Source organism: Streptomyces sp. NPDC006207 (assembly GCF_040613835.1).
Lineage (GTDB): Bacteria > Actinomycetota > Actinomycetes > Streptomycetales > Streptomycetaceae > Actinacidiphila.
Window position 1 is genome coordinate 1 of record NZ_JBEXSX010000099.1, and the last position, 26,449, is coordinate 26,449.

22 protein-coding genes and 3 pseudogenes are annotated in these 26,449 nt (G+C 67.9%); 13 read left to right on the forward strand and 12 right to left on the reverse strand.

What is annotated here, in order from left to right; translation table 11 throughout:
* Window positions 1–117: 117 nt before the first annotated feature.
* Window positions 118–1,734, reverse strand: coding sequence for a purple acid phosphatase family protein (locus tag ABZ312_RS42395; protein ID WP_500440016.1), 1,617 nt, complete (start codon window positions 1,732–1,734; stop codon window positions 118–120).
* Between the two features lie 425 nt (window positions 1,735–2,159).
* Between ABZ312_RS42395 and ABZ312_RS42400 the strand changes: the two genes are divergently transcribed.
* On the forward strand, window positions 2,160–2,549 hold the full coding sequence (locus tag ABZ312_RS42400) for a hypothetical protein (protein WP_500440017.1): 390 nt from the start codon (window positions 2,160–2,162) through the stop codon (window positions 2,547–2,549).
* A 10-nt stretch (window positions 2,550–2,559) separates the two neighbouring features.
* Window positions 2,560–3,054, forward strand: a pseudogene (locus tag ABZ312_RS42405) (transposase family protein); the annotation flags it as partial.
* 273 nt (window positions 3,055–3,327) lie between these two features.
* On the opposite strand, the gene ABZ312_RS42410 reads toward ABZ312_RS42405, so the two are convergent.
* The 4 genes from ABZ312_RS42410 to ABZ312_RS42425 all read right to left on the reverse strand — a co-directional run bounded on the left by ABZ312_RS42410 (window position 3,328) and on the right by ABZ312_RS42425 (window position 5,496).
* Window positions 3,328–4,155: a hypothetical protein gene (locus ABZ312_RS42410; RefSeq protein ID WP_500359510.1), complete on the reverse strand. Its 828-nt coding sequence runs from the start codon at window positions 4,153–4,155 to the stop codon at window positions 3,328–3,330.
* On the reverse strand, window positions 4,155–4,736 hold the full coding sequence (locus tag ABZ312_RS42415) for an RNA polymerase sigma factor (RefSeq protein ID WP_500440018.1): 582 nt from the start codon (window positions 4,734–4,736) through the stop codon (window positions 4,155–4,157). The genes ABZ312_RS42410 and ABZ312_RS42415 overlap by 1 nt, the downstream gene beginning before the upstream one ends.
* Window positions 4,736–4,924 (reverse strand): hypothetical protein, encoded by a 189-nt coding sequence (locus tag ABZ312_RS42420; protein ID WP_500330848.1) that lies wholly within the window; start codon window positions 4,922–4,924, stop codon window positions 4,736–4,738. The genes ABZ312_RS42415 and ABZ312_RS42420 overlap by 1 nt, the downstream gene beginning before the upstream one ends.
* Window positions 4,925–5,142: 218 nt before the next feature.
* A complete protein-coding gene (locus ABZ312_RS42425) occupies window positions 5,143–5,496 on the reverse strand; it encodes a hypothetical protein (RefSeq protein ID WP_500330846.1) in 354 nt (117 codons plus the stop codon).
* Window positions 5,497–5,564: 68 nt separating this feature from the next.
* On the opposite strand from ABZ312_RS42425, the gene ABZ312_RS42430 reads away from it, so the two are divergent.
* Window positions 5,565–5,819: a cupin domain-containing protein gene (locus ABZ312_RS42430; RefSeq protein ID WP_500440019.1), complete on the forward strand. Its 255-nt coding sequence runs from the start codon at window positions 5,565–5,567 to the stop codon at window positions 5,817–5,819.
* 161 nt (window positions 5,820–5,980) lie between these two features.
* On the opposite strand, the gene ABZ312_RS42435 is transcribed toward ABZ312_RS42430, so the two are convergent.
* Window positions 5,981–6,715 carry an alpha/beta hydrolase gene (locus tag ABZ312_RS42435; RefSeq protein ID WP_499516426.1) on the reverse strand — a complete coding sequence of 245 codons (735 nt, stop codon included), beginning with the start codon at window positions 6,713–6,715 and terminating at the stop codon, window positions 5,981–5,983.
* A 1,259-nt stretch (window positions 6,716–7,974) separates the two neighbouring features.
* On the opposite strand from ABZ312_RS42435, the gene ABZ312_RS42440 reads away from it, so the two are divergent.
* The 4 genes from ABZ312_RS42440 (at window position 7,975) to ABZ312_RS42455 (ending at window position 14,873) form a co-directional block, all read left to right on the forward strand.
* A complete protein-coding gene (locus ABZ312_RS42440; RefSeq protein ID WP_500440020.1) occupies window positions 7,975–8,925 on the forward strand; it encodes a hypothetical protein in 951 nt (316 codons plus the stop codon).
* A 94-nt stretch (window positions 8,926–9,019) separates the two neighbouring features.
* The gene (locus ABZ312_RS42445; RefSeq protein WP_500330841.1) at window positions 9,020–9,988 is read left to right on the forward strand and encodes a sugar phosphate isomerase/epimerase family protein; all 969 of its coding nucleotides are present in this window, start codon (window positions 9,020–9,022) and stop codon (window positions 9,986–9,988) included.
* Between the two features lie 140 nt (window positions 9,989–10,128).
* Window positions 10,129–13,428, forward strand: coding sequence for a PQQ-dependent sugar dehydrogenase (locus tag ABZ312_RS42450; RefSeq protein WP_500440021.1), 3,300 nt, complete (start codon window positions 10,129–10,131; stop codon window positions 13,426–13,428).
* 278 nt (window positions 13,429–13,706) lie between these two features.
* Window positions 13,707–14,873 carry an ROK family protein gene (locus ABZ312_RS42455; RefSeq protein ID WP_500440022.1) on the forward strand — a complete coding sequence of 389 codons (1,167 nt, stop codon included), beginning with the start codon at window positions 13,707–13,709 and terminating at the stop codon, window positions 14,871–14,873.
* 132 nt (window positions 14,874–15,005) lie between these two features.
* Here the strand turns inward: ABZ312_RS42455 and ABZ312_RS42460 are convergent, their stop codons facing one another.
* The gene (locus tag ABZ312_RS42460) at window positions 15,006–15,602 is read right to left on the reverse strand and encodes a TetR/AcrR family transcriptional regulator (RefSeq protein WP_500330836.1); all 597 of its coding nucleotides are present in this window, start codon (window positions 15,600–15,602) and stop codon (window positions 15,006–15,008) included.
* A 344-nt stretch (window positions 15,603–15,946) separates the two neighbouring features.
* On the opposite strand from ABZ312_RS42460, the gene ABZ312_RS42465 reads away from it, so the two are divergent.
* Complete coding sequence (locus ABZ312_RS42465) at window positions 15,947–16,696, forward strand: SDR family oxidoreductase (RefSeq protein ID WP_500330834.1); 750 nt, start codon at window positions 15,947–15,949, stop codon at window positions 16,694–16,696.
* A 66-nt stretch (window positions 16,697–16,762) separates the two neighbouring features.
* On the opposite strand, the gene ABZ312_RS42470 is transcribed toward ABZ312_RS42465, so the two are convergent.
* Both ABZ312_RS42470 and ABZ312_RS42475 read right to left on the reverse strand, forming a co-directional pair.
* Window positions 16,763–18,232, reverse strand: coding sequence for an FAD-dependent monooxygenase (locus ABZ312_RS42470; RefSeq protein WP_500330833.1), 1,470 nt, complete (start codon window positions 18,230–18,232; stop codon window positions 16,763–16,765).
* Between the two features lie 709 nt (window positions 18,233–18,941).
* Entirely contained in the window at window positions 18,942–19,694 is a 753-nt protein-coding gene (locus ABZ312_RS42475; RefSeq protein ID WP_500330831.1) for a ZIP family metal transporter, read from the reverse strand.
* A 109-nt stretch (window positions 19,695–19,803) separates the two neighbouring features.
* Between ABZ312_RS42475 and ABZ312_RS42480 the strand changes: the two genes are divergently transcribed.
* The 4 genes and pseudogenes from ABZ312_RS42480 (at window position 19,804) to ABZ312_RS42495 (ending at window position 21,876) form a co-directional block, all read left to right on the forward strand.
* Window positions 19,804–19,968 carry a hypothetical protein gene (locus ABZ312_RS42480; protein ID WP_500330829.1) on the forward strand — a complete coding sequence of 55 codons (165 nt, stop codon included), beginning with the start codon at window positions 19,804–19,806 and terminating at the stop codon, window positions 19,966–19,968.
* Window positions 19,969–20,463: 495 nt separating this feature from the next.
* Window positions 20,464–20,736: a hypothetical protein gene (locus tag ABZ312_RS42485; protein ID WP_500330828.1), complete on the forward strand. Its 273-nt coding sequence runs from the start codon at window positions 20,464–20,466 to the stop codon at window positions 20,734–20,736.
* Window positions 20,737–20,779: 43 nt separating this feature from the next.
* Window positions 20,780–21,004, forward strand: a pseudogene (locus tag ABZ312_RS42490) (IS701 family transposase); the annotation flags it as partial.
* A gap of 155 nt (window positions 21,005–21,159) precedes the next feature.
* The gene (locus ABZ312_RS42495; protein WP_500440023.1) at window positions 21,160–21,876 is read left to right on the forward strand and encodes a hypothetical protein; all 717 of its coding nucleotides are present in this window, start codon (window positions 21,160–21,162) and stop codon (window positions 21,874–21,876) included.
* Window positions 21,877–22,108: 232 nt separating this feature from the next.
* Here the strand turns inward: ABZ312_RS42495 and ABZ312_RS42500 are convergent.
* From ABZ312_RS42500 to ABZ312_RS42510, 3 genes and pseudogenes are all read right to left on the reverse strand, one after another.
* Window positions 22,109–22,359: pseudogene (locus ABZ312_RS42500) on the reverse strand (IS110 family transposase); the annotation flags it as partial.
* Between the two features lie 27 nt (window positions 22,360–22,386).
* Window positions 22,387–23,697, reverse strand: coding sequence for an AfsR/SARP family transcriptional regulator (locus tag ABZ312_RS42505; protein ID WP_500440024.1), 1,311 nt, complete (start codon window positions 23,695–23,697; stop codon window positions 22,387–22,389).
* Window positions 23,698–24,466: 769 nt separating this feature from the next.
* Window positions 24,467–24,880 (reverse strand): hypothetical protein, encoded by a 414-nt coding sequence (locus ABZ312_RS42510; protein WP_500330824.1) that lies wholly within the window; start codon window positions 24,878–24,880, stop codon window positions 24,467–24,469.
* Window positions 24,881–26,206: 1,326 nt separating this feature from the next.
* Here ABZ312_RS42510 and ABZ312_RS42515 point away from each other — a divergent pair.
* The coding region (locus tag ABZ312_RS42515) for a hypothetical protein (protein WP_500440025.1) at window positions 26,207–26,449 on the forward strand (243 nt) is incomplete at its 3' end.

Genomic DNA, 26,449 nt, shown 5'->3' on the forward strand with positions numbered 1-26,449 from the left:
TCCCGGCCCCAGGCGTTGCCGACCGGGAGCCCTTGGCGTGTGGGCGCTGGAGCGCCGCGGGCCGGGACGACGTCCCGGCCCCAGGCGTTGCCGACTGCTGCTGCTGGTCGCGGTGGGTCAGTGCTGGCCGTGGCCGCCGTCACTACGGCGGCGTTGGAGCGTGAACTTCTCGAAGACCGACAGCTCACCTGTGGGCGTGATGATGTTGTAGTAGGTGACGTGGATGCGGGTCATGTCACCGGGGTGACGGCCCGGGTCGACGGCGAACTCGGCGAAGCCGTACGGATGCTCCGCGTCGCGGACGCCGATCCAGACCGCCGTCTCCTTCTCCTTGACCGAGTTGTACTTGCCGACGTGCTCCATCTGGACGTATGCCGAGTGATGGCCATGACCGTCGGCGTCGTCCGTGGTGAAGCTGTTGTTGGTGATGCCGGACACGCCGCCACCGCCGAGTACCATGTGCGTCGTGCCGTGCGCACTGTCGATCACGTCGAGTGCGGTCTGACTCGGGTTGGGCGTCAGGGTGACGCTGCCGGGGACGACGCCACGCACCGCCAACGAGCGCTCGTAGTCGTGCTCGTGGCCACAGACCACCAGGTCGACGCCGTACTTGTCGAACAGCGGGCCGTACGCCGCGCGCAGCGCGACATCGGGGCCGTTCGCGGCGGTCGCCGAGCTGATCATCACCTGGTGCATGCAGACCACGATCCAGTCGATGTCCTTCGAAGCCCGTGCCGACTTGAGCTCCTTCTCCAGCCAGGCGAGCTGCCGACCGCCGGAGTAGCCCTTGATGTAGATGTCACCGCCCTCCTGCAGGGCGATGTCGTCGTTCTGCAGGGCGATCACCTTCACGCCGCCGACCGTGAAGGAGTACCAGAGGTTGTCGAGCTCGGGCTGGGTCTCGGTCGAGGGCAGCTCGAAGTAGGTCTGGTACGCGTCGAGACCGAGCTTGCCGTTGGCCAGCTCGATCTCATGGTTGCCCGCGCACGGCATCCACGGACGGAATCGCGCCGAGCGGCTGTTGTTGGTGAGGAAGTCGCGCCAGACGCGAATGCGGTCGGGCCCGGTGTTGGCGTAGCAGAGGTCACCGTTGAGGAGGTGGAACAGCGGGCCGACCTTCTCGACGCCGGTGACGATGTCGGCAGCGGCGGGCGTGGCGTTGGGCTCGAAGTCCCGGCCCGAGGCGTCGGCCGGGTTCGCTCCGGTCTTCCACGTCACACTGGGCGCACCCTGGTCGCCGAAGCTGGTGAAGGTGAACGGAGCTCGGCCGGACGGCGCCGTGTGGAAGGTGCCGGCGTCGGGGGTGGCGCCGTCGTGCTGGGCCGCGTACAGGTAGTCGGTGTCGGCCTTGAGCTTGCTGAGCAGCGCGTGATGGACCCAGACGGTCCGCCCGGAGGTGCCGTCCACGTAGGTCTTCGTCCTCGCGTGCACTGTGGAGCCGAAGCCGCCACTCAGCGTGCCGTAAACGACCCGGGGGTTCTTGACGGCCGCGTCGGTGACCCACGAGACGACCATCTGGCTGCGTGGGTCGGCGCCGAAGGTCAGGTGCAGGCCCTGGACGGGGGTGGTGGCCGAGCCGGTGGTGAGACCGGTGACCTCCGACTTCGCCGGGACCGCCTCGGCGGTTCCGGCGCCGAGGACCAGTGGACCGGCGGCTGCACCGGACACCGTCGCGCCGAACAAGCCGAGCGCGTTGCGGCGGGAGATTCTGGTTTGCTTGGGTTCTTTCGACATTCCGGGGGCCTTTCGCGTCGTCGGGTGCAGTCGCACACCGACCGGACAGCAGCGCTCCGAACCTGACAGCGGGCTGCGGCAGGTCAGCGGTGCGCGCACTCTCGGACGCTAGGAAGCACGGTCGACCGGAGCGGTGGGACAGGTATGAACGGCAGATGGCGGTCACCGCAACGGACGGTTGTTCCCGGCGGTTGGGGTGTGCGGGCGCGCTCCTGTGCCGTTTGGAGCCTGCGCCTGGATGGCGGTTGGCGGGGCCACCGGCATCACGGAGGCTGGGGGCACGCCAAGAATGTGTGGAAACTCGGGCGAGGTGAATACAGGGCAATCAGAAGCGGGCGATGGTGGAGATAAGCTGGTCCGGTCGGCGGTACCGTCGGCCGATGGAGCCTGATGTGTCGAATGAGTGCCCGCTTCATGGTGCTGGGGTGAGCGCGCAGAGCTTGGTGGGTCGTCGGCTCGCGGAGGTCGTCGGCTCGTGGCACCTGTACGGCCGTGATGCCCCCACGGGCCCGCTGGAGGTGTGGCTGATCGATGACCTGGGTGCCGCCATCCACCTCACGACCGCAGCGGATTGGTGTCTGATCGTTGAGGCGTCGGAGCCGCACGCCGGCTACGACATGGGCGACCCGGGGCGCGTCACGGTGGGGGTGATCGGTGAGGGGATGCCGTTCGCGGACCACGTCGGGGAGGATGTTGTGGAGGTGCGGGAGGAACACGCACCGAACACCGGGCGTGTCGCCCTGGAGCTCACATTCCCAACGGGTCGGGTCCGTTGTGAGAGCTGGGCTGGGGACCTCCGCTTGACCTCGGTGTGAAGACCTTGGCGTGACCGGTGTGATCACGGCGTCACAGTCGTCGTGGAAAGGCCCGTTCACGTGGGCTCAGCCCGAGGCTGTTCCGGACGCTGGTGACCATGCTGCGACGCGAAGGGGCAGACGCGAACCGCAGGGCCCGGCCGTGGAGCCGTCCGCTCGAGGACAGGGCACTGCTGGTCGCCACCTACTGGCGAACGAACCTGACCATGCGCCGGCTCGGCCCGCTGTTCGGGGTGTCCACGTCGGCAGCGGACCGCATCATCGACCTCCTCGGGCCGATGCTCGCGCTCCACTCGCGCGAGCGGTTCGCCAAGGGGAGGCCGTGCTCATCGTGGACGGCACCCTCGTGCCCACTCGCGATCACACCGTGGCCGAGCGGTCGAAGAACTGCCGGTACTCCATGAACCACCGGGTTGTGATCGACGCCGACACCCGCATGGTCGTGGTCGTCGGCCAGCCGCTTGCCGGCGACCGCAACGACTGCAAGGTGTGGGAAGTCCTCGGCGTCCCGAGCCGACTGCCGCTGGAACCGATACGTCAATGCCACTCCGAGCAGCGTTCCCCCGACAGGGATCGCAGCTGACAAAGCCTGGTCCATGCTTCAGGACCATGCCGGGCCCCGGCCTGCCAGAGCACCGACACCCGTCTTCGGCCGCTTCCTTCACCACCCGCGGCGCAAGATGTCCGGGGGCATCCTCGAGCCCGACCCGCCGCTCACCACAGGCGGGCTCCGGAGGCGAGCGGCCCGCTGCCACTGCTCTGAAGACGGAGGCGCTCGTCATGAAGCCGCACGGTCCACGAGCTCGGCCGCGAGCTCGGGGTCGGGCTTGGGGATGGTGCCGAAGTCCTCATCGGGCTGCGCCTCAAGGCGCTGGACGGCCTTGGTGATCGAGTGCGACAGCGGCAGGGACGAGGCGGGCCGGCACGCACGGTGAACGACATCGACGGTGACCACCTGGGGCACCATCGCCGTCCGGGACGGCGACGGTCCCCACAGCCAATGCGTCAGTGCCCGATCGGTCGTCGCCTGCGACCACGCGGCGTGCGCCAGAGGGTCCTGACCCAGGTTCCGCAGCAGAAGAGCTTGCTTGCGCCAGTGCTGCGCGTCGCGTAGTTCGCTGTGCTGCAGATGGTGCAGGAACAGGCAGTGGGCCGCGGTGGGGGAGTCGGCGCCGGCGGCGAACTGCCACCAGAACTGCGCCGCCTCGTGCCGGTCGGCCAGGTACAGCAGGCACGCGAACGCGAGGGCGCCGGTGGGTTCGATGGTGGCCCGGTCGTCGACGAGCAATGCCATGGCCGCGATCGCCTGCGGGTCCCGGACCACCTGGGAGGACAGCAGGCCCAGTTCGGTGGCGGCCTGCTCGTGCAGAGCGGCCGGCAGGCCGTCCCGTGCGTCGGCCTGGCGGGTGTATGCGCCGGATGCGGTGCGGATCCACCGGGCGCGGCTTTCCATCGACTCGGCCCTGTGCCACACCACCCGCCGCGCGATGCGGTCCAGAGCCGCTCGCTCATCGAAGTCGGCGTACTCATCGGCCAGGACCTCCGCGCCGGCCAGCACCTGGTCGATGCGATCGGTGCGATCGGTGCGCTTGTTCCCCCGGTTCATCAATCCTCCTCGTTCATCTCTTCAGCGGCCCAGTCGATCCCCAGATCCCGGGCCAGCCGTCGGCGGGCACCGCGCACGTGGCTGCGGACCGTTCCGTACGTGATGCCCATCAGCTCGGCCACCTGCCGCATCGGGTAACCGAGCACGAACCGCAGCACGATCACGTCGTACTGGCGCTCCGGCAACCGGGCGATCGCCGTGTACAGCCCGAGGCTGGACTCCAGCACGGCGAAGGTCCTACGGCTCCTGCGCCGGATCTGCTCGAACGCGGCGGTCTCCACCAAGGCGGGGGCACGGCCTTGTATCTCCAGGCGTCGGGCGACCTCTTCCTTCAGCGCCGCCCAGGCGTAGCTGTCCACGTTCGGCTGCTTCAGCACGTGCGGCCACATCGTGGCCAGCTGAACGAACACGTCCTCGACGACCTGCTCGGCTGCGGGCCGGCTGTCCAGCTGCAGCTGGGCGTACCGCAGGTAGGCCTTGTGGTGCAGGCAGTAGAAAGCGGTGAAGGTGTCCGGCAGCACCGCGGTCAGATCGTCGCGCACGGCCTGATCGGCCCACGGATCCGGTTGCTGGCGGCTCATCAGTCGCGCTCCAGCGGCTGAACGTCGGTGCCTTCGTTCGGGGCAGCCGCCTCGCCGCGCCGGTGCTGCGCGGCCAGTTGGGCGGCGCCGACCCGCACGCCGGCGCTGAGCATGCGCGTTCCCAGGGCGCGGATGTCTCCCGCGAAGACCCGGAGCGCCACCGCTCCGGTCACCACGTGAGCAGCCATATCGAGATCCACTGGCTGGAGTCCTTTCGTCGGCCGATGCAGCCCCCGCCCGGCACCGAGCGCTTTTGCCTTGCTCCTAGCCAAGCGAAGGAGACCCGCAAGTGTGCACGCCGAACGCCACCAATTTCACCGAGCGTGCGCACGCTGTCACGCGCGCGCCCCCCTTGCGCGCTTCGCGCTCCGTAGTGCCTCCCCTGCGACCTCAACGCCCTTCCGTGTTACTTGAGCGCGGGTTCTTCGGCGCGGCGGTAGGTGTGGGCGCCGAAGTAGTCGCGCTGGGCCTGGATGAACGCTGCGGGGAGCCGGGGTATGCGCAGGGTGTCGTGCGGGTGCGGGTGCGGGTGCGGGTGTGCGGGTGCGGGGGCGCCGCCGTCGGCGGCGTGGGCCACGACCAGGCGCCAGGGGAGTTGGGCGTCGCCGACTTCCCTGGCGGTGTAGGAGATGACCTTGGATGCGTACAGGGCCTGTTCGCCCTGGTCGGTGAAGCGGGCGGCGTCGCGTGCGCCGAGGACGGTCGGCGCCGGGCCGGGCAGGGTGGCGCCGGTGGCGCGCAGTGTGGAGTGTCCGGACAAGGAGCGGCCGAAGACGGCCTCGGCGATGCCAGGCAGAAGGTGGGTCAGCTGGGTGGGGGTGCGGTGGTGTGGCGAGGGACGAGGGTGGGGGAGAACGTGATCTGGGCGGTGGGGCGGGCCAGCCCCGCGGCGGGCCCGTCGAGGTCATCCGCCCCGGCGACCGCGTCCTGTGCGAGGCCGTCGAGGAACACTGGCACGGCGCAGCGCCGAAGCGGCTGGTGGTCCACCTGGCCATCAACGAGAGCGACACCGAGCACGACGTCGTGCACTGGCTGACTCCGGTCGCCGATCAGGAATACGCCGCCGCGCACGCCACCGACTGACGCGGGTCCTGAACCGACCCTCCCCACAGTCTGAAGAATCGAACAGTTCCTGGCTTCGGGCGACACGGGCCCCTGCCGAGAGTTCAGCAGGGGCCACGCTGTGGCGAACTGCATGCCGGCCGACCTCAGCTACCGTCTGTTGCCGGTCCGACGGCTCGGCCTCACTTCAGATGCCGGGTGAAGAACTGGGCCGCGGCGTCTCCCGCGAACTGCGGGACGCCGGTGTGCCCGCCCATGTTGGCCTGCAAGGACTTCTCCTTGGAACTGAAGGCGTCGAACAGGTCCAGGGCTGCCTGCCGGTCGTTCCCCTCGTCGTCCCACTGCAGGAGGACGTGCAGCGGAATGGTGACCTGGCGGGCCTCCTCGAACATGGCGCGAGGCACGAAACTCCCGGCGAAGAGACCGGCGGCCACGATGCGCGGCTCGACCACCGCCAGCCGGATGCCGATGGAGATGACTCCCCCCGAGTACCCGACCGGACCGCCGATCTCGGGCAGCGACAGGAGGGCGTCCAGGGCGGCCTGCCATTCCGGGACCGCCTTGTCGACCAGCGGGAGGATGAGGGCGTCGACGATCTCGTCGCTGACCCGCTCGCCGGCCTCCATCGCCCGGCGCAGGTCGGCGCGGGCCTGCTCGGCGGCGGGCCAACGGGGCCGGTCACCGCTCCCGGGGAGCTCGATGGTGGCCGTCGCGAAGCCCTCCGCCGCGGAGTGCCGGGCCCGGTCCACCAGACGGGGGTACATCTTGCGCAGCCCAAGGGGAGGGTGGCCGAGCAGGATCAGCGGCACCGGTGCGGATGCGGATGCGGGTGTCCACAGGATGCCGGGGATCTCGCCGAGGGTGAATTCGCGCTCGAGGACGCCGTCGTCGAGGCGCTGCTCGGAAGTGAAATGCATGGTCGTGCCTTTCGGGAGTGCGCTGGAACGGCGCTCCCGGACGACCTGCTCTACCGTCCGACCGTGACCCCGGAGGGGAGCACCCATGTCGATACTGCGTTCACGGGTACCACCTCCTCGATCTCTCGCACGGCCTCCGGAAATGTAGCAGTGGGCTCCTCGTCCGCCTAACGGTTTTTTGCGGAGTCTCCAGACGGGCCTGCTGCCGTACCATCCGAGGCTCACGGCAACGGCGCGGGCGGCGACGACGAGGACGAGCCGCGCGGGTCAGCGGGTCAGGAACGGGATCATCTGCCGGCCGTACCGAATGTCGTGGGCCGCGCCCGACAGGCGGCCTCGCCGAGGCTGGTCAGGCGCTACGGCAGCCCTGAGACGGTCAGGGGAAGGGAAGTTGCCGCCGTCGCCCACGTCGATGTGAGCAGCCCCGCCTTCCGGCGCAGAGGGAGATCGTATACATCGCAGTTGCCCACGGCCGAGGTGGACCGGCCGGGAAGGCCTGCGTGGGGGAGCGGCCACTAGGTCGTGTCGTCAAATGAGCGCCGGCCGCCCGAAGGGCGGGCCCAGCGGCGTCTGGTGCGGTGCATCGCAAGGCGGAGAGTCGTCCTCGTAGTGGGCTACTCGGTCGATTCGACAACGCAGCGAGGTGCCGTGCCAGGCGCCGCGGGGCAGGCGGGCATTTGACGACACGGCCTAGTTCATACGTCCGGTGGGTTCGGCCGGTTCGGCCCGCAGGGCGAGCAGTCCGGGAGGTGCCGCGGCGGCGACAGAGCCACGGGCGCCGGTGATCCACGATCCGGTCGGCATGAGCGCTCCTGTCAGGGATGACGATGGTGCCCGGAACCGCTGACTGGGTGGCGAAGCGTCACGAGCGTGCGGCAGAGCGTCACCCCTGTCAAGGTGCTATCCAACATTTAGGCGGATTCAATTCGCGTATGACGGCGATCTTTTGATGGTTTGCCCAAAAGATTTTGATGACTCCGTCCAAAGCTCTGGACACCACTGGGGACCCCGATTAGCGTTCCAGCCGATCGACGCGATGTTGCGTCGACGTAACGCCAGTGCGGCCTTGCAACCCACCCCGCATGCCGGAGCCGTATGTGACGCGTCCTCACCGCCGACGAGAAGCCGAGCTCCCGCCCGCCGCACGTAGCGGGTTTCCGTCGTAACAGTTGTCCCGCACTCCGCAGCACCCCGCCGTGGCGGGGGTTCCCGGCCGCGGCATGTCGCCGTGGCCGTAACAGCAGCAGAAGGGAAGCTCCATGAAGATCCGTTACTACGTTGTTGCAGCTTCGTTGGTGGCCTCGGGAGGGCTGGTCACGATTGCGGCGCCCGCGCAGGCGGCGCTGACGACCACCTGTGTGGGAGAAGGCGGAGCCGTCACCGTGAGCGGCGCCCTCGTGGTGCCGGCGGGCGCGTCGTGCACGCTGACCGGTACGAAGGTCAAGGGCACGGTGACGATCGAGGCCGGCGCCGACCTCGTGGCGAAGGGCGTCACCTTCAGCAGCACCGTCGCCGTCGGGGACAACGCCTACCTGGACATCACCGACAGCAGCGTCAAGGGCGCGGTGACCGAGCAGGGGGCCTTCGGCGTACATGTGCAGAACACCACGGCCAGTGGCGGCATCTCGGCCGTCGAAGGATTCCTGTACAGCGTCGACGCCACGGTCAAGGGAGACATAAGAGCCTCCTCAGGCGAGCTGTACATCTCCGGCACCACCGTCTCCGGCGCCGTCTCCGGCGACGCGAACCTCTACACCGACGTGTACGACAGCACGGTCTCCAAGACGCTCACCGTGAGCGCCAACACGCTCGGCGGTGTCCTGTGCGCCAGCGAAGTCCAGGGCGACACGGCGTACCAGAACAACTCCGACACCCTCCAGCTCGGCGGCGACGGCCCGCTCAGTTCCTGCGCGCAGGCCACCTACCTCGGCGGCGACCTCGCGGTCACCGGCAACAACGCGAACGCCGTCCTGGACAACACCATCGTCCGCGGCAAGCTCACCGCCACGGACAACAGCCCCGCCCTCCAGGTGGGCGAACTGGCCCGCGTGCGCGGCGGCATCGCCGCGACGACCACCGCCCCCTCGGCGTCGCTCGCCCGGGCCGCCAAGGCGGCCCCGCAGGATCGCGGTGCCGACCTCGCCGCGAAGGTGGCGGCGCGTACCGCGCAGGCGAAGGCCGAAGCGGCTGCCGAGGGCACCGGTCTGTGATCGCAGCCCGTCCACGGGCGAAGAGCGCTTCGCGCCGTCAGCACCACACACCTCACACCCCACTCTTCTTTGCCCCACCCATCAAGGAGTGACCGTGGGCCACCTGGACAAGTCCTTCGACCGCAGAGACTTCCTGCGGGCGACCGCCGCCAGCACCGTGGCGGTCGCCGCCGCCTCGATCGTCGGCGCCGCGACGGCGCCGTCCGCCTCCGCCGCGACCAGCATCCTGTCCATCCCGAAGGACCGCATCTCCCTGCAGCTCTACAGCGTCCGCGACAAGGTCAGCTCGCTCGGCTTCCGGGTCGTCCTGGAGGAGATGGCACGCATCGGGTACAAGGAGGTCGAGTTCGCGGGCTACACGCAGAACACCTCGATCCTCGGCCGGCAGATCACGCTCCAGGAGATCCGCCAACTGCTGGACGACAACGGCCTGAAGGCGATCGGCAGCCACGTCGGCATCGGGGACTTCCGCTCCAACCTCCAGGGCCAGCTCGACGCGGCGGAGATCCTGGGCATGCCGCACGTCGGCACCGCCAACGCACCGTCGAACTCCAACACGGTCGCCGGCTACCTCGCCGCCGCGGAGGAGTTCAACGCCTGGGGGCAGGCCGCGGCCGCCCGCGGTCTGAAGCTCTACCAGCACAACCACGCCGGAGAGTTCGCCTTCGCCTCCGACCAGCCGTCGGTCCGGCTGTACGACGTCTTCCTGCGCAACACCGACCCGCGCTACGTCTACCTGGAGCTGGACGTGTACTGGGCGTACGTGGGCCAGCACCGCTGGCCGGGCTTCGACCCCGCTGCCTACGTGCGCAACCAGCCCTACCGGTACCCGCTGTTCCACATGAAGGACGGCGCCGCCAGCTCGGGGGCGGACGGCTACTCCATCGTCGAGTTCGGCGCCGGCGTCCTGCCGTACCAGCAGTTCATCCGGGACATCGGGGCCCGCGGCAGCCACGTCGGCATCTGGGAGCAGGACACCGCGCCCAACACCCAGCCCAACCCGCCGGGTTCGTTCGGCGCCGCGCAGCGCAGCTTCACGGCCCTGAAGGGGCTGCTGGCCTGATCGCAGGCACTCCACTGGGCACAGCCCGCCGTTTGCGTACCGCTGCCACGGCGCAACCGGCGGGCCGGCCCGGCTGCGCACCTCCTGACCGGCACAGACCAAGGAGACGCATCACTGTGTACCGTACCCTGAGAGGCCTCATGGCCGGGGTGCTCCTGGCGTCGCTGCCCGTGCTGGGCGGTCTCGCCTTGGCACCGGCGGCGCAGGCGCACCCGGACGACGCACTTGCGGCGCAGGCGAGCGCCGACCCCGCCGTGGACTGGTCGAACTACGAGAAGGCCACGCTCAGCAAGGACACCGGCGAGCCGATCGACCTCGCCGTGCTGCCCGATCTGCGCGTCCTGCACACCGCCCGCAACGGCGATCTGCGGATGACCGACCCCGGCACCGGGATCACCAAGGTCGTGAACCACCTCGACGTCTACCAGAACTCAGAGATGGGTCTGCAGACCGTCACCCTCGACCCGGACTTCGCGACCAACCACTGGGTCTACCTCTACTACTCGCCGCCGCTGAGCACTCCCGCCGGTGCGGCCCCCGAGCGGCTGCCGGCCGGGCAGACCGACGCGTACTGGAAGCAGTGGGAGGGCTACGACACCCTCACCCGCTTCAAGTGGACGGGGGACAAGCTCGACCTGTCCACCGCCCAGGAGATCATCCGCGTCACCACCAACCGCGGTCAGTGCTGCCACGTCGCCGGCGACGTCGACTTCGACGCGCAGGGCAACCTCTACCTGGCCACCGGCGGCAACACGCCTGCGTCGGGCCCCAACGTCAACGGGTACACCCCGATCAACGACGCGGCCACCTACAACCCCGGCCTTGACGAGCGCCGCGGCTCCGGGAACACCAACGACCTACGCGGCAAGATCCTGCGCATCCACGTCCAGGACGACGGGACGTACACCATCCCGCCGGGCAACCTGTTCCCCGTCGGCACGGACAAGACCCGTCCCGAGATCTTCGTGATGGGCCTGCGCAACCCCTACCGGATGACGGTGGACAAGGCCACGGGCGCGGTGATGTGGGGCGACTACGGCCCCGACGCCGGGAACGCCGACCCCAACCGCGGACCGATGGGCTACGTCGAGTGGGACACCACCACCACCGCCATGAACAGCGGCTGGCCGTTCTGCACCGGTGACAACACCCGTCCCTACCGGGACTTCGACTTCGCCACCCTCACCCCCGGCCCCGCCTTCGACTGCGCCGCGCCGGTCAACGACTCCCGCTGGAACACCGGCCTCACCCAGCTGCCCCCGTCGAGGGCGGCCACCTTGTGGTACGGCGACCGCGACACCGACCAGCCCTGGCCGGAACTGACCGCCTTCCGCGGTCCTGGCGGCCCCGGCGGCCAGGCCCCGATGGGCGGCCCGGTCTACCACTACGACGCGTCCAACCCCGCCCCGGGCAAGTTCCCCGCCTACTGGGACGGCAAGGCCTTCTTCGGGGAGTTCTCCCAGGACTACGTCGCCGCCCTGACCCTGGCCGGCCCGGACGGACCGGTCACCAACCTGGAGAACGTGCTCCCCAACAGCCAGCGTTCCGAGAACGGCATCCCGCCGTGGGACAACCCGATGGACCTGGAGTTCGGCCCCGACGGCGCGCTCTACGTCCTCGACTACGGCGACGGCTTCTTCCGGCAGAACCCCGACGCGGGCCTGTACCGGATCGACTACGCCGAAGGCAACAAGGCCCCCACCGCGGTGATCAGCGCCAGCCCCTCCTCGGGCCAGGCACCGCTCACGGTCTCCTTCAGTGCCACCGGTTCCACCGACCCGGAAGGCTCCGCCCTCACCTACCAGTGGGACCTCGACGGCGACGGCACTTTCGAGACCACCGGCCCCACGGCCACCCGCACCTATGCCGACAACGGCCAGCTCCGTGCCCGCCTCAAGGTCACCGACCCCGAGGGCAAGACCGGCCTGACCAGCAAGCAGATCACCGTGGGCAACACCGCTCCGACGGTGGCGTTCACCTCCCCGCCCAACGGTGGCTTCTTCACCTGGGGCGACGTGGTGCCGTACGCCACCCGGATCGACGATCCGGAGGACGGCACCAACGTCGACTGCACCAAGGCCGCCTGGACCCTCGGCCTCGGCCACAACCAGCACGGCCACCCGGTGAGCAGCGGGACCGGCTGCTCGGGGGCGATCACCACCCCGGCCGACGCGGGCCACGGTGACACGGAGAACGTCTTCGGCGTCCTCGGTCTCACCTACACCGACCGGGGCGCCGGCTCCGTGCCGCCCGCCACGAGCGACGCCCAGGTCGTCCTCAACCCCGCCCTCATGCAGGGCGAACACTACGACTCCTCCCAGGGCGTCGTGATCACCGATGACGCCACCGCGTCCGGACAGCGCAAACTGACCGCTTTCGACAACGGCGACTGGATCGGCTACGACCCGGTGTCCTTCGCCGGCATCACCGGGGTGCAGACCCGTGCCACCGGCGCCGGCACTCTGTCGCTGCGCTGGGGCACACCCAGGTCCGACCCGTTCGCCACGATCACCGTCCCGGCGGGTGAGGGCTGGCAGACGATCAACACGGCGCTGAGCACGGCTCCCTCCGGCACTGGGCAGCTCTACGTCACGTCCTCCGGCGGCGTCGATGTGGACTCCTTCACCTTCCAGGGGTCCGGTATCGCCGACAGGACCCCGCCGACGGCGACGGCAGCGCTCAACCCGGCGCAGCCCACCGGGAGCAACGGCTGGTACACCGGTAATGTGTCGCTGACCGTCAACGCCACCGACAACGGCGCCGTCAGGAGCCGGGAGTACTCGCTCAACGGCGGCACGACCTGGCTGAGCGCGAACAGCGCGGTCACCCTCTCCACGGAGGGGATGAGTTCCATCCGGTACCGGGCGACGGACACGGCCAACAACATCTCCGCGGTCGGCACCATCGCCGTTCGGATCGACCGGACCGGACCCACGGTGACGGTCACGGGCGTGACGGCTGACACCGCCTACGGGGACTCCCAGCGCCCGACGCCGGTGGTAGCGGTCACGGACGCCGTCTCCGGAGGGGCGACCGCGACCGCGACGCTGGACGGTACGCCCGTCACGCCGGGGCAGCCATTGCTGCTGTGGCGGTTGCCGCTGGGTGACCACGACTTGGCGGTCACGGGTCGTGACGCGGCGGGCAACACCACCACGCGCACGGTGCACTTCACCACCCGTACCTCCTTCGACGAGATGGACACCCTGATCACCCAACTGCGTGCGGAGAACCGGCTGACCGAGCAGGGCCGGCAGCGGCTGACGGTCCGGCTCGGCCAGGCCCGGGCGCACGCCGACGCAGGGCGTACCAACCAGGCGGCCGCGGTCCTGGACCAGGTCGCGCAACTGGCCAAGGACACCGGACTGGTGACCGACGCGACCGCGCGGACCGCACTTGCCCGCGATGCCCTCGCCGTGAAGGGAGGCTTGGCCGGCTGATGCGAAGGGTGCTGCCCGCCGTCACGGCGGGCAGCACCCTGCCGGCGGCTCCAGGGCCCACCAGCGGCCGTCACCGGACGGCGGCCGTCGGGCCCTCAAGTGTGTCCACATGCCGTCAGTTCCGGACCGGGATTCGGGGCGGGTAACCTCTCGGCACACCGATGCTTTTTTTGTTTCCGATTTAACTTTCGGTGATCCGCGCGAAAGCCATTGACGCTTATGACGTAACGCCCCTAACGTTTTGTCACACATGCGGCTGATACCCAGGAAGTGAGCCTGTGACCATCCAGTACCGCGCGCTGAGCCTGTTGCGCGACCTCGGGCCGCTGTCGCGCGCACAGCTGTCCGACCAGCTGGAAGTGGCGAGGCCGAGGCTGCTCGCTGAACTCGACCGCTTGATCGCCGCCGGGAAGGTGCTCGAGGCGGGTCCGGCCACCTCTCGAGGCGGGCGCCCCTCCACTCTCGTCCAACTCGATCCCGAAATCCGGTTCGCGGCGGTGGACCTCGGGGCCAGCTCGATCGACATCGAGATCACCGACGGAGGGCTGGAACCGATCGCCTCCTATGCCGAGCCGGCCGATATCCGCAAAGGTCCGCGCGCGGTCCTGGAGAGGGTCAACGAACTCCTGAACAAAATGGCGGACCAGGCCGGGTGCGCGCGGTTCAACTCCATAGGCATCGGCCTGCCGGGGCCGGTCAGCTTCAAGGAGGGGATCTCGGTCTCCCCGCCGATCATGCCGGGGTGGGACCGCTTCCCCGTCCGGGACACCCTCACCCGCGCGCACGGCTGCCCGGTCGTGGTGGACAACGACGTGAACGTGATGGCCCTCGGCGAGCGGTACGCGGGGGTCGCCAAGACCGTCGACAACCTGCTGTTCGTCAAGATCGGCAGCGGAATAGGCTGCGGTGTCCAGGTCAACGGCCAGATCTACCGCGGGTCGGAGGGATCCGCAGGCGACATCGGCCACATTCAGGTCGAGGCTGAGGGACCGGCCTGCTCGTGCGGCAGAACCGGCTGCCTGGAGGCCCTCTTCGGCGGTGTGGCCCTCGCCAGGGACGCCACCCAGGCCGCCCGTTCGGGGCAGTCGCCGGCGCTGGCCGAACGCCTCGCCGCGGAGGGCCTCCTCACCGCCGTGGACGTGGCGGAGTGCGCGGCCGGCGGCGACGTCACGTGCGTCAACCTGATCCGGGACGGCGGCCACCGGGTGGGGCAAGTCCTCGCCACACTGGTCAGCTTCATCAACCCGTCGATGATCGTGATCGGCGGCGGCGTCTCCGGCCTCGGCCACCTGCTGCTCGCCGAGATCCGCAGCGTCGTGTACAAGGGCTCGCTGCCGCTCGCCACGGGTAACCTGCAGATCGTGCTGTCAGAACTCGGCCCGCGCGCCGGAGTTGCCGGTGCGGCACTGCTGGCCAGCGAACTCGACTTCCAGCGACATCTCTGACGGAGCGGTCGCCCCCGGGGCTGGGGGGCCGTGCTGCCCGGATCTGGGCTGTACAACGAACGGCACATCTCTGTGTCAGGCGTGGGCGACAAGAGAAGCACCCTCTATGCCTCCGGCTGTTCCACGCGCCCGTCAGTTCACGGAGCGAGGCAGTACGGCGAGGGCAGTCTGGGCGATGTCTGTCAGCGTCTCCGTGTCGGCCCCGGCCTTGCCCAGCGCTTCTATACCGCGCAGTACGGCGAGCACCAGCGCGGCCAGCTTTTCGGGATCCACGTTCGCGGCGATATCGCCGTTGCGCTGGCAGGCGGCGATATCGTCCTCGAGCAGCGTACGCAGTGCCTCGATGGTCGCGTGCGCCCGCTTGGCCACCGTCTCGTCGTGTTCGGCCAGCTCGGCGGCACCCTTGGCCAGCAGGCATCCGCGGTGCACGGTGTCCGCGGCCGTGGCGGCCGCCACGAAGTGGACGTGGGCGGACAGCCGCGCGTACGCGTCCTTGTCGTCGCCGCGCAACTGCTGGCCCGTGGCATCGACCACAGAGGCGCAGTAATCGTCGAACACTCGACGGAACAGCTCCTGCTTTCCGCCGAACGCGCCGTACAGGCTGCCTTTGCCAAGGCCTGTTGCCGCGGCGAGGTCTTCCATGCGCGTGGCGGCGAACCCACCGGACCAGAACAGATCACGGGCGATGTCCAGTACCTGCTGCTCGTCGAACTTCCGGGGTCGCGCCATGGCGAGCAGCCTACACGTTTCTTGACTCTCCCGTCCATAACGGTCAGCTTTGTGGACGGAGGAGTCAAGAACTGAGGGTGGGGATGTCGTGACGGCAGTGCTCGTGGGCAAGGTGGCGGTCGCCGCCGAGGTCAACAGTGGCATCGGAAAGCGTCCGCGCCCTGCGGGTGCGATCGCGACGGCGATGCGCGCCGGAGGGTGGGCCGGGTCACAGTTTTTGACCTCTTCGTCCAGTACTAAGTTTTTTACCGTACCGTCCATAACGAGCCCGCCGGATCGGACGCGGGACTGACGCAGAGCAACGGCCGCGGAGCGCAGAGCTCCGCCGAACAGGAGCCTTGACCATGGGACAGCTCGACGGTAAGACAGCCATCATCACTGGGGGTAACAGCGGGATCGGGCTGGCCACCGCCAAGCGGTTCGCCGCCGAGGGCGCGTACGTGTTCATCACGGGTCGACGCCAGGAGGCGCTCGACGCCGCGCTGGCTGAGATCGGTCCGAATGCCACTGCCGTTCGGGGCGACGTCGCCGATCTTGACGACATCGACCGTCTCTACGCCGCTGTCGCCGAGCAGGGCCGTCGCATCGACGTCCTGTTTGCCAACGCCGGCGGCGGCGAATTCTCCACCTTGGAAGACGTTACAGAGAAGCATTTCGACTCGACCTTCGCTATCAACGTGAGGGGTACGCTCTTCACGGTCCAAAAGGCGCTTCCCCTGCTGAACGAGGCCGCTTCGGTCATCCTCACGGGATCCACCGCCGCCACCTCGGGCGGCGAGGCCTTCGGCGTCTACGCCGCATCCAAGGCCGCCATCCGTAGCTTCTCCCGCACGTGGGCCAACGAGCTCAAGAGCCGGAAGATCCGAGTGAACACCCTCGTCCCGGGCCCGATCGAGACGCCCGGCAACTCCGGACTGGCTCCTGACGCGGCAGAGGCCGCCAAGCTCTGGGACTTCTTCGCCAGCCAGGTGCCGCTTGGCCGGATGGGTCACCCGGAGGAGGCCGCCGCGGCGGCACTCTTCCTCGCCGGCGATCAGAGCAGCTTCATCACCGGAACCGAGCTCTTCGTCGACGGTGGTCTCAACCAGGTCTGATTGCCCTCGTCGGGACAGCATTTCCGGCCCGGGGCGGAAACCGCGGTTCACCGTGCCGAACCAGGTCTAAGCAGGGTCCACGCCCTGCCCGCAGTGGGTGGCCAGTGCCTGCCTGATCTGGTCGGCTCGGCGGTGCGGGGACTGCTCGTCCGAGGCCCACGCAATGTAGGCGTCCGGTCTGACCAGTACGGACTTGCTGGTCAGGCCGGATGGGGTGACGCACTCCACCACGTCGGCCCAGCCTTCGGTCACCGAAGAAGGGAGTGCTGTGTCGGCCGGTGTGACCAGTACAAACCGCCGGCCGCGCAGCGCCTCGTACAGGCGCCGCCCGTCGCTGAGGAGAACATCCGGTGCCCGCTTGCCCGTGAGCGGGTGAGCGCCGGCCGGGGCGCCGTAGGCGATGTCGATTCCGGACATCGCCCGCCCCAGCCGCAAGGCCACCGGCGGGAGACGCAGGACGGTCCGGGCGGTGATGTCGCGGACGCCACGAAGCGCCCGAGGTGTGGTCAGTACACCACGCAGCAGCGCACCGCTCATGCGCAGCACTCTGCGCCCGACAGGATGTCTTTCGGCCTCGTAGGTATCGAGCAGAACTTCGCCTGCACGGCCGTGCAGTACGGCAGCCAGTTTCCAGCCCAAGTTCGAAGAATCTTGAATGCTGGTGTTCATGCCCATGCCCCCGGCGGGGGAGTGCACGTGCGCCGCATCACCGACGAGGAAGACCCTGCCTACGCGGTAGTGCGGCGCCTGCCGCTCATCGCTGTGGAACCGTGATATCCAGCGCGGGTCGTGCATGCCGAAATCGCTGCCGAGCGCCCTGCGGGCGACGGTCCGGATCTCCTCCAGATCGACCGGTGCGCTGTCCGGCATCTCGTGCTGGCGATTCCACGCCATGATGCGGAACCATCCGTCGCCGAACGGTACGAGTATCGCGAAGGCGTCGCCCACTGCCCCCACGGTCGGGGGCTTTTTCGGGGGATCGGCCAGCCGGACATCGGCGAGCATCATCGACCGCACCGCGGAGCGGCCGGGGAACGGCAGGCCGAGCGATCGGCGTACCAAGCTGCTTCTTCCATCGGCGCCCACGACGTAGGCCGCGCGCAAGGTCTGGGGGGAGCCATCCGCCGCCCGGACCTGGACGTCAACGCCGGTCGCATCTTGCGCAAGCCCGACAGCTTCCCAGCCTTCCCGAATGTCGGCACCTCGGGAAAGGGCCCGCGCCCGGAGTACTTGCTCGGTATTGTACTGCGGCGTCACCAGTACATGCGGGAACCTGGTTGGTAACCGCGACAGATCGATCCGCAAGAACTGGAGAACCGGGTTGCGGATACCGGTCGCAAGCAACTGGTCGGCAACACCACGGGCGTCCAGTTGTTCCATTGTCCGGGCGTGGACTGCGAACGCCCGGGTGAGCCGGGATTCCTGTACGCGGCGCTCGACGACGGTGCACCTGACGCCGGCCTCCGCCAGATCGCCCGCCAGCAACAGCCCCGATGGGCCTGCTCCTACGATCAATACCTGATTGTCGGAGCTCATGTGATCCCCTCCAGGGTTGCCGGGGCCACCGTGGTGAGCGGGTCGGATAGCTGGTTCTGGGGTCTTTGCCCGGCCGTCCGGCAGATAACCGAAAGCGCTGCCCCGGACCAGCCCCAGCCACAAGACCAGCCTACATACCGTACCGCTGGCCTGGGGCCTGCGCGCGGCGTCCTGGCGAGGCTTGCCCTCGTCTCCGTAAGCCTGCGATTCCCAAGGGAATACCGAAGAATGTGACAGGTATGCGCGGCACGGTCATCGGCCCGATTTCCCTGACCTCTCGCAGATGCCGGCCATCGAGATGGGGCCCGCATCCATGGCAGGCGTCGCCTGCTTCGCTGAGCCCGAGGTTCACGCCTGGCTTCTGGGCCTTCACCGTCTCCTGGGCGACGGTGGCGATCACCGCGCGGCACGGGATCAACCGCAGTCGCCCTCCCTGCGGTGTCATCGCGTCCTACCTCGTCCTGACCGGTGCGACCGTGCGCGTAGGGGCCATGGCGATTCGCACCCTCATCGCCATGGCACGGCATCAGTTGCTGCCCCCACCAACTGCACCACCGTCGTCAGCCGAGCCGTCCAGGCGCTCTGGCACAGCCGGACAGGGTCGAACAGGACGAGCGGCCATCGTCCAACGCACTGCGAAAACCCGGCTACTGAGCGGTCCCCCGCGCGGGCCGTAGGCTAGAGGGCGCCACCAGCGACCTACTCACGGTCAGCTCGCAAGCCCAATCACCAGCCACATCAGCAGTGCCCCGGTCACCGTGAATAAAAGAGTGGCCTTGGAGGGATGCGGACTGTGAGCCTCCGGCAATATGTCGGACGTCGCAAGGTAAAGCAAGAAGCCGGCGAAGAATCCGAGATACAGACCCAGCAACCCCGTCGGAATCGTGAACCCCAACGTGATCGCTGCCCCGACCACCGGGGCGACTGCGTCCGCCACGAGCAGCAGTTGAGCCCGGCGCCGGGCATTTCCGTACAGCCTGGTGATCGTGTAGGTGTTGAAGCCGTCGGCGAAATCATGAGAGATCACCGCGATGGCAACGACGATGCCCAGCGTATTTCCGGCCTGATAAGCGGCGCCGATGGCGAACCCGTCGATCACGCTGTGCCCCACAAGCGCCGAGGCGGCGGCCAGACCGATTCCCCCTGCCGATTCCTGAGCATGCCCGAAAGCGTGGGAGTGCGGGGCGTACTCGCTCTCGTGGGCGCGATGGATGGCGACCCCTCGCTCCACCACGTGCAGAGTCAGGAATCCCGCAACGAACATCAGCAATGCTGCAGGAACCCCGAAAACGTGCCGTGGCTGAGCGGTTAGTGCATCGGGAAGCAGGTCGAAGCCGATGACGCCGAGCATGAGACCGGCGGCCAGGCCGAGCACCAGATGGCGGCGGTCGCCAACTCGTTGTGCGACGACTCCACCGATAAGAGTCATGATCATGGCGCACGCGGCTATCAGAACCGGCATAAAACAATCTTGCGCGACGTCGTGAGGGGTTGCTACTCGGTCCTTGGCCCCTGATCTTGTACGCACGAGACACTCGATCCTGAGGATCTGAGAACACACACTCGTGGCCATGAAGGACCATCGGCCGCCCTTGAAGGCGGACGCGGTCGCGCTGCACCGGTCGCGGCCCGAGGCGACGATCCGGCAGGTCGTGCTGTCAGAACTCGGCCCGCGCGCCGGAGTTGCCGGCGCGGCACTGCTGGCCAGCGAAGTCGACTTCCAGCGACACCTCTGACGGACAGGCCGGATGCGCCGACCGCCCGGCCCCGGTACGCAGCCCCGGCGGCGTGGCCAGAGCCTGCATCGGCGTGGGTCCCCGGTCCTCGCCCGATCGGGCCGACCCAGGAGCACGCCACCGTGCCGTGCAGGCTTCCGCGCAGGCGAGCGATTGCCGCGGAGCTTCCGGCCGTGTTGCCCGGATCCGCCGGGGATTGCTGCCGGGTGCGGGTCGCCGAGGTACGGGAACCGGAGTGTCCGTATTGACCGCCGGCCGGGGAACCGTCGCCTGCTCCATCGCTGGTGGTGCAATCGGCAACGCGGTCTCGTACCGCTACTCCACGCCCCGACGGAAGCGCGGCACGGGGGGCGGCTACTACGCCACCGCATGGCGGGGTGCGGTCTGGCGAGGACTCGGCCACGGAGCCGGCCGGTACGGCCACTACTTCGGTCGTCCTGCTTCGCGGTGGGGCCGGAACGGTTGGAGCACGGTCCGGCGCGCATACCGGAACGGATGCAGAAGCGGCTGGCACCGCTACAGCAGATGGAACCGGTGGTGACCATGGGTGTTTCCCCACGTCGTGACGCTGCGAACCGTTGGTCCGCACGCCACCCCATCCTCGTGGGACTGGTGGCGGGAACACTGGTGACACTGGCGTTCCTCGTACTGCACGGTGGCCTTACCGCCAGCGAGACGCTGATCGCGTTCATGCCCTTCTCAGTCCTCGCCACGCTCACTGCCCTCAGTGAGCGACACCGCCGAAAGAAGCACCACCTGCCGCTCTGACGAGTACCGGCGCGGTGCGGGGGCCGACCTCGGCCCCCGCACCGCGCTTGTGCGGCACGTCGTCAGCCGCTGGCCATGGACCACCCCGTCCACGACCTGTTCAAGGCCTGCCCAGGCAGAAGTGGGAACGCCGCTCGTGCAGCGCCGGCGCCCACGGCCCGCGCGTCTTGGACTGGGCAGCGTGGAGGTCCGCCCCTGGCACCGCGAGGACCGCCGGCACTGGGTGATCGCCCGCCGCAGCGTAAGCCGGCCCCAGGAGATCTCCTGGACTCGTGGTTGCAGCCATGAACGGCGATGTCTCCCCATCCTTGCCGCGATGCAGATAGGAGCATATGCTCCTAAAAAGGGGTTCACGGTCGCCTGCTGTCCGCTGGAGGCGTGCGGCCCGGTCGAGCGGCATCAATAGACGAAGGAGTGTTCGATATGTGTGATCTTGTCGCCATTGCCGCTGAGGCGCATGGGGGACTGGCACGCTACAACCAGTTCAGCTCAGCGACCGCGCATCTCCGCGTCGGAGGCTCGCTGTGGGGACTGAAGGGGCAGGAGGGGATATTGAGTCATACGGCTGTCTCGATCGACCTGTACCGGCAGAGTGTCAGCCACTATCCGTATACCGCGCCCCATCTGCGGACGTCCTTCACCCCGCACCGAGTGGCCGTCGAGACCTCCACGGGGGAGGTGACGGCCGAGCGATTCGACCCTCGTGCTTCGTTCCCGGCCGACGTGCGTGCTGCTTGGGACGATCTGCACGTTGCCTACTTCGCCGGTTATGCAATGTGGACGTACCTCACGTCTCCGTTCACGTTCACCTCGCCGGGATTCAGGGCTGTGGAACTGTCTCCTGTCACGGAACAGGGAGAGGAGTGGAGGCGTCTGAAGGTCACTTTCCCGGACCACATTGCGACGCACAGCCGGCAGCAGGTCTTCTACTTCGACTCGGACGGGTTGCTGCGCAGGCATGATTACACGCCTGAGGTCATCAACGCCGGACATGCCGCACACTACGTCGGCGAGTACAGGAAGTTCGACGGGATCATGATTCCAACCCAGCGGCGCGTCTACCGCCGCGGAGAGAACGGCACTGTGTTCCGTGACGTGGAACTCGTCACCATCGACATCGAGAGCGTCCTGTTCATCTGACACGCACCCCACGGCGCTCGTCTATGGACGTGCCGCGCAGGTCAGCCGTAACCGGACAGATGATTGAGCCGTTCGTGAGAGCGTGAGCGTCAAGCTGGGGGGCGTAGGCGACGAGTTGTGGGTGATGCTCGGGCCGATCCTGCCACCCTGGTCCGAGCGTCAGGCCAGTGCCCGACCGGTTGTGCCTGCAGGGCATCCTGTTCGTGCTTTACACGGGGATCGCGTGGCAGCACCGGTCGGAGGTGCGGGTGGCCTCGGCCGTCAGGTCCTGGTCGATGCCGACCAGGGCGGTGAGTTCCGGCGAGCGCGGCGTCCGCGATGAGAGCGGCATCGTTCTGGCCTCGCCGGGCTAGAGGTCGGCGATCCAACCCATGGCGACCCGTCAGCCCCCATCGCGGCAACGGTCAGCGAGAGGAATCCTGTCGGGGCAGACTTGTCTACGACCACCGGCACAGTGCCGAACTTCGCGGTGAGTTTGTCGAACTCTCATGTGAACCGATGCGCCGGAGATCATCCGCTGGTGACGACCACCAGCGCACTCGACGTGCGGGGCAGCAAGGGGCGTATCTGTTCCGCGTCACGGACATTGTCGAGTACCAGCAACATCCGCCGGCCGGAGAGCAGACTGCGATAAAGCGCTGTCCGACACTCCAGGTCGGATGGGAGCAGCGGCGAGGCAACTCCGAGTGACCGGAGAATCGATCCGGATGCCTCGATCGGAGTCATGGCCGGGCTGGATGAATCAGATCCGCGCAAATCGAGGTATATGTGCCCATCGGGAAAGCGATGCCCGATCCGGTGTGCCCAGTGCACGGCAGGGGTGGTCATGCCCACTCCGGCCATGACGACGATCACGCCGCTCGCTGTGGCGGTGGCGCCTTGTGCATCGGCAGTCAGCAGGGCGTCGAGCACGGCTAGTTCGTTGTCGTAGCCGACACACGTCGCCACGTCGGCGGGCGGCGGGGGCGTCTGGGGTGGCGACGCCTCGGGGGCGGTGTCGGCCGTGTATTCCGGGATGGCAGAGCCGACTGCGGGATCGGGAAATATGTCCGACACCAGCAATTCAGCGTCAGCTTTTAGGACACGTTCGTGGAGAATTTGCAGCCGGGGATCGGGATCTATGCCCAGGTCCTCCGAGAGGAGATTCCGTACCTCTCGGTACACCGCAAGCGCCTCGGCCTGCCGCCCGGTTTTGCAGAGGGAGAACATGAGCATCTCCCTGAATCTTTCGTTCAGGGGGTCTTTGGCGACTAGATCGTAGAGCTCTGCGGTGGCCTCACCGAATCGGCCGAGCTCGTATTCCGCGTTGATGCGTCGCTCAACTGCGACAAGGCGCAACGCCTCGAGGCGGTTGCGCTGCGACATGGCGTACGTTCCGGGAATTCCGGCCAGCGGTTCTCCGTGCCACAGGTCGAGAGCATCGCGGAGATGGGCTATGGCTCTGGTGTGGTGTCCTGTTTTGGCGGCCTCATCCGCCATTGCAACCCGTTGACGGAACACACTTAGATCCAGTCGGCTGGGGGAGACTCGCAGTGCGTAGCCATTACCCGTGGAGACGATGACCGAGGCTCCCGCATCGTGTGCCGGTCCCAGACTCTTCCGCAAACGGTGTACGTAGGTACGAATTGTCTGCCTAGCCGTGCGTGGCGGAACTTTCCCCCATACCGCCTCGACCAGCTGGGAGACCGAGGCATGGCCATTTTCTCGCAGTAGAAGCGCCGCAAGGACCGTGCGTTGCTGACGGGATCCCAGTTCGATCTCTGTTGAGCCGTGTTGGGCGCGCACTGGGCCCAACACGGTGAACCAGAAGTGTTCGCTCACGGCGGCACTGTTCCCTTTCGAAGTGGTGCGGCCCACCCCGGACCGGTGGCATACCGAATCGGATGTCGGCGGATGGCAACAGTCGTGTGTTGTCGGTCTGAGTGAAGCTTTCCGGCGCTCGGCTCAGTGTGTCGTTCGGCGAAGCTGCTCACGATACGAGCAGCCGAGGCGGATGGCGTCTGCCATCGCGCGGCACGGCCCAGCCGCGCCATAGGCTGGGCGGGCGAGCGCACCTGCAGCCACGGCAGTGCGAGCGTCCCATTGGGTTCCCATGTTCACGCCAGGTAGACGATGTGACCGGTGCGGATGTGACGACTCGATGGTGGCGGATCGAGGTGAATCCCTCCGGTTGGCGTACTGCTGCCTCGGGTAGCCGCCGCAGTTCTGCGCTCCGAAGCGGTCAACGTTCCGTTCGCTGTCGGGCAGCTTGATCGAACTGCAGCCGCCGAAGGAGCGTGGATCTCCGCGATCGCGCGGGTGACAGCGGAGCGGTCCCGGAGGCCTCTCAAGGAGGTGATGGTGCAGCCGTGGGGGAGCAGGCGCAGGTGGAGATCGGCACGTATCTCGTAGCGGATCCGGGGCCGCTCGAACTGGTGGGGCAGGCGAAGGTCTGCTCGACGACCCAGCGGGGCCTGCTCAGGCCGTCCGTGGGCCGAACCCTTTTGGACCCCAACGGGCAGAGTTCGGGTTGCTTCGCAGCCGACCGTGCCGGACGGCCCAGGAGACGGCGCCTGGGCTGGGCGCTGAGACCCGCCGGGCGATCGTCGTCTCAGGACTCGTCGGCGAGGAAGTGTTCGGCGAGGGGGGTGCCGGCGAACTTCTTGTTCATCTCGCGGGAGAAGAGCAGCAGTGTGTTGCGCGGCCGATGGAGCACGGCGAGTTCCTGGGCCTGGCCGTCGGCGTTGCAGGTGACCGTAACGACGACCTTCATGGGCTCGCCGAGGACCGCGGCGTCGTAGATCTCGAGGAAGCCGTTGTCACCGAAGTCTCCGGTGAAGCTGAAGTCCTGGAACTCGTACAGTTCGCGGGCCTTGACCACGATGGCGCGAACCGCTTCCGCGCCACGCGCGGTGCCGTTCATGGCGGCGCCTTCCAGGGTGACGTCGTCGGCCAGGTTGTCCAGCCACCACGGGTAGTAGCTGAGTCCCTGGCGGTCGGTGTCACTGCTTTCCGCGTTCGCCATGTCGTGTCTCCTTCGAAGATCAGGCCGGGGCCGGCTTGCGTATCGATCGGTTGCCGGTGATTCCGGCGAACAGTTACGAGCATATGCTCCTATTTCTTCGGAGGCAAACCTGTGATGCGAACGGCGCGGCACCTGTCGGGCTCGGAGGGTCATCGCTGCAGGTGGCGGTGGGGCGGGTTCGGCCGGCGTCACATGCGAGTGATCGTTTCGCTGCGTGACAAGGTGACCCGCAAGCTGTCCGTCCCCGGGGTGCTGCTGGGCATCGACGTCGCGGGCCGCCGAGGTGCTCGCGCTGCGAGGTGTGTTCGGCGGTGATGCGCATGGGCGAGTGGGCTTGTCGGTGGGTTTCGTCGGCCTTGAGGCGCGCTGATCTTGTTCGCCTTCCTCGGTGGGGTGGTCCCCCGGCCGAGGTGATCGCGACTGAGGTCGAGGTCGCCGTCGTCCGGCAACTCTTTCACATGGGAGATGTGCGGGAAGCAGGCGTCGATGCCTCGTTGCACGTGGCGGTCGCATCCATGCGCCAGCCCAGGTCGCCGGGCGCCAGTCCGTAGCGTGCACTTCTTCTTGCCGCAGGTGAACGGCATCGCCCGCCGATGACTTCCTGCGGCTCAGGTCGCGTGTGCATTCGGTCAGTTGGGAGGCGGTGTGCCAGTCGGCGTTACCGATGATGAATTCGCTTGGCGGCCTTGCCTGGTGCGAGCGGACGTTGTCTGTCCGGACGCGGAATTACTGGGGCGGGTGCTCGCCCAATGGCGTCTTCACATCCGGTCGAAGCGAATGGGGCGGGCGGTGAAATGGTGAATTCCGGATGGATTCCTTCGTGGAGGAGGAATGGGGCTGTCGGCCGTCGTGCGATATCACCGCAGGTGGTGCGTGGTTTGCGCCTGCCTTGCCGGACGGTGGGCGGGTTGGGGTGGAAAGGTGGCTTCATGCCGGAGATAACTTGCTGGTTGACGACCCGTTTACCATTCGTCTATCCAAGATCAACCCGTTGACACCCACTCGGGGCGGGTGCTTCGCTGTGCGGCGCACCTCAAGTCCGCCGTGAAATCCACGCTTTGGCGCGGGGTGAATGAGTGAGAGGAAACTGTGAAATTCACGTCCAAGAGACCCGCGATTGGCGCGGTCTTGGGAATCAGCATGCTGCTGGTCGCCGCTTCCCCGTCGGTGTCCGTGGCACTCTCCACGCCCACCGGCACGGCATCGTCGGCCACGCCGTTCTTGGCCCCGACTTCGGCCCCGGCCCTCGGAACGGGCCGCGGAACCAGGGAGGCTGGTACCGGGTCACATCGGTGGATTCCGCTGATCACCGGTGACCGGATCGCGGTGAACGCGAAGGGCGAGGTCGTCGCCGCGCGTCCCGCCAAGGGCCGCGAGGACATACCCATCCGGGTGGAGACCCGTGACGGCCACACCTACGCGGTGCCCGACGACGCGCGGAGCCTGGTCCAGAGCGGTCGGGTGGACCGGCGTCTGTTCGACGTCACCACGCTGAGCGGGCCGGCCTATGAACAGCGTCATGACCTGCGGCTCATCGTGATGTACGACGCGGCCCGTCCGGCGGCCAGG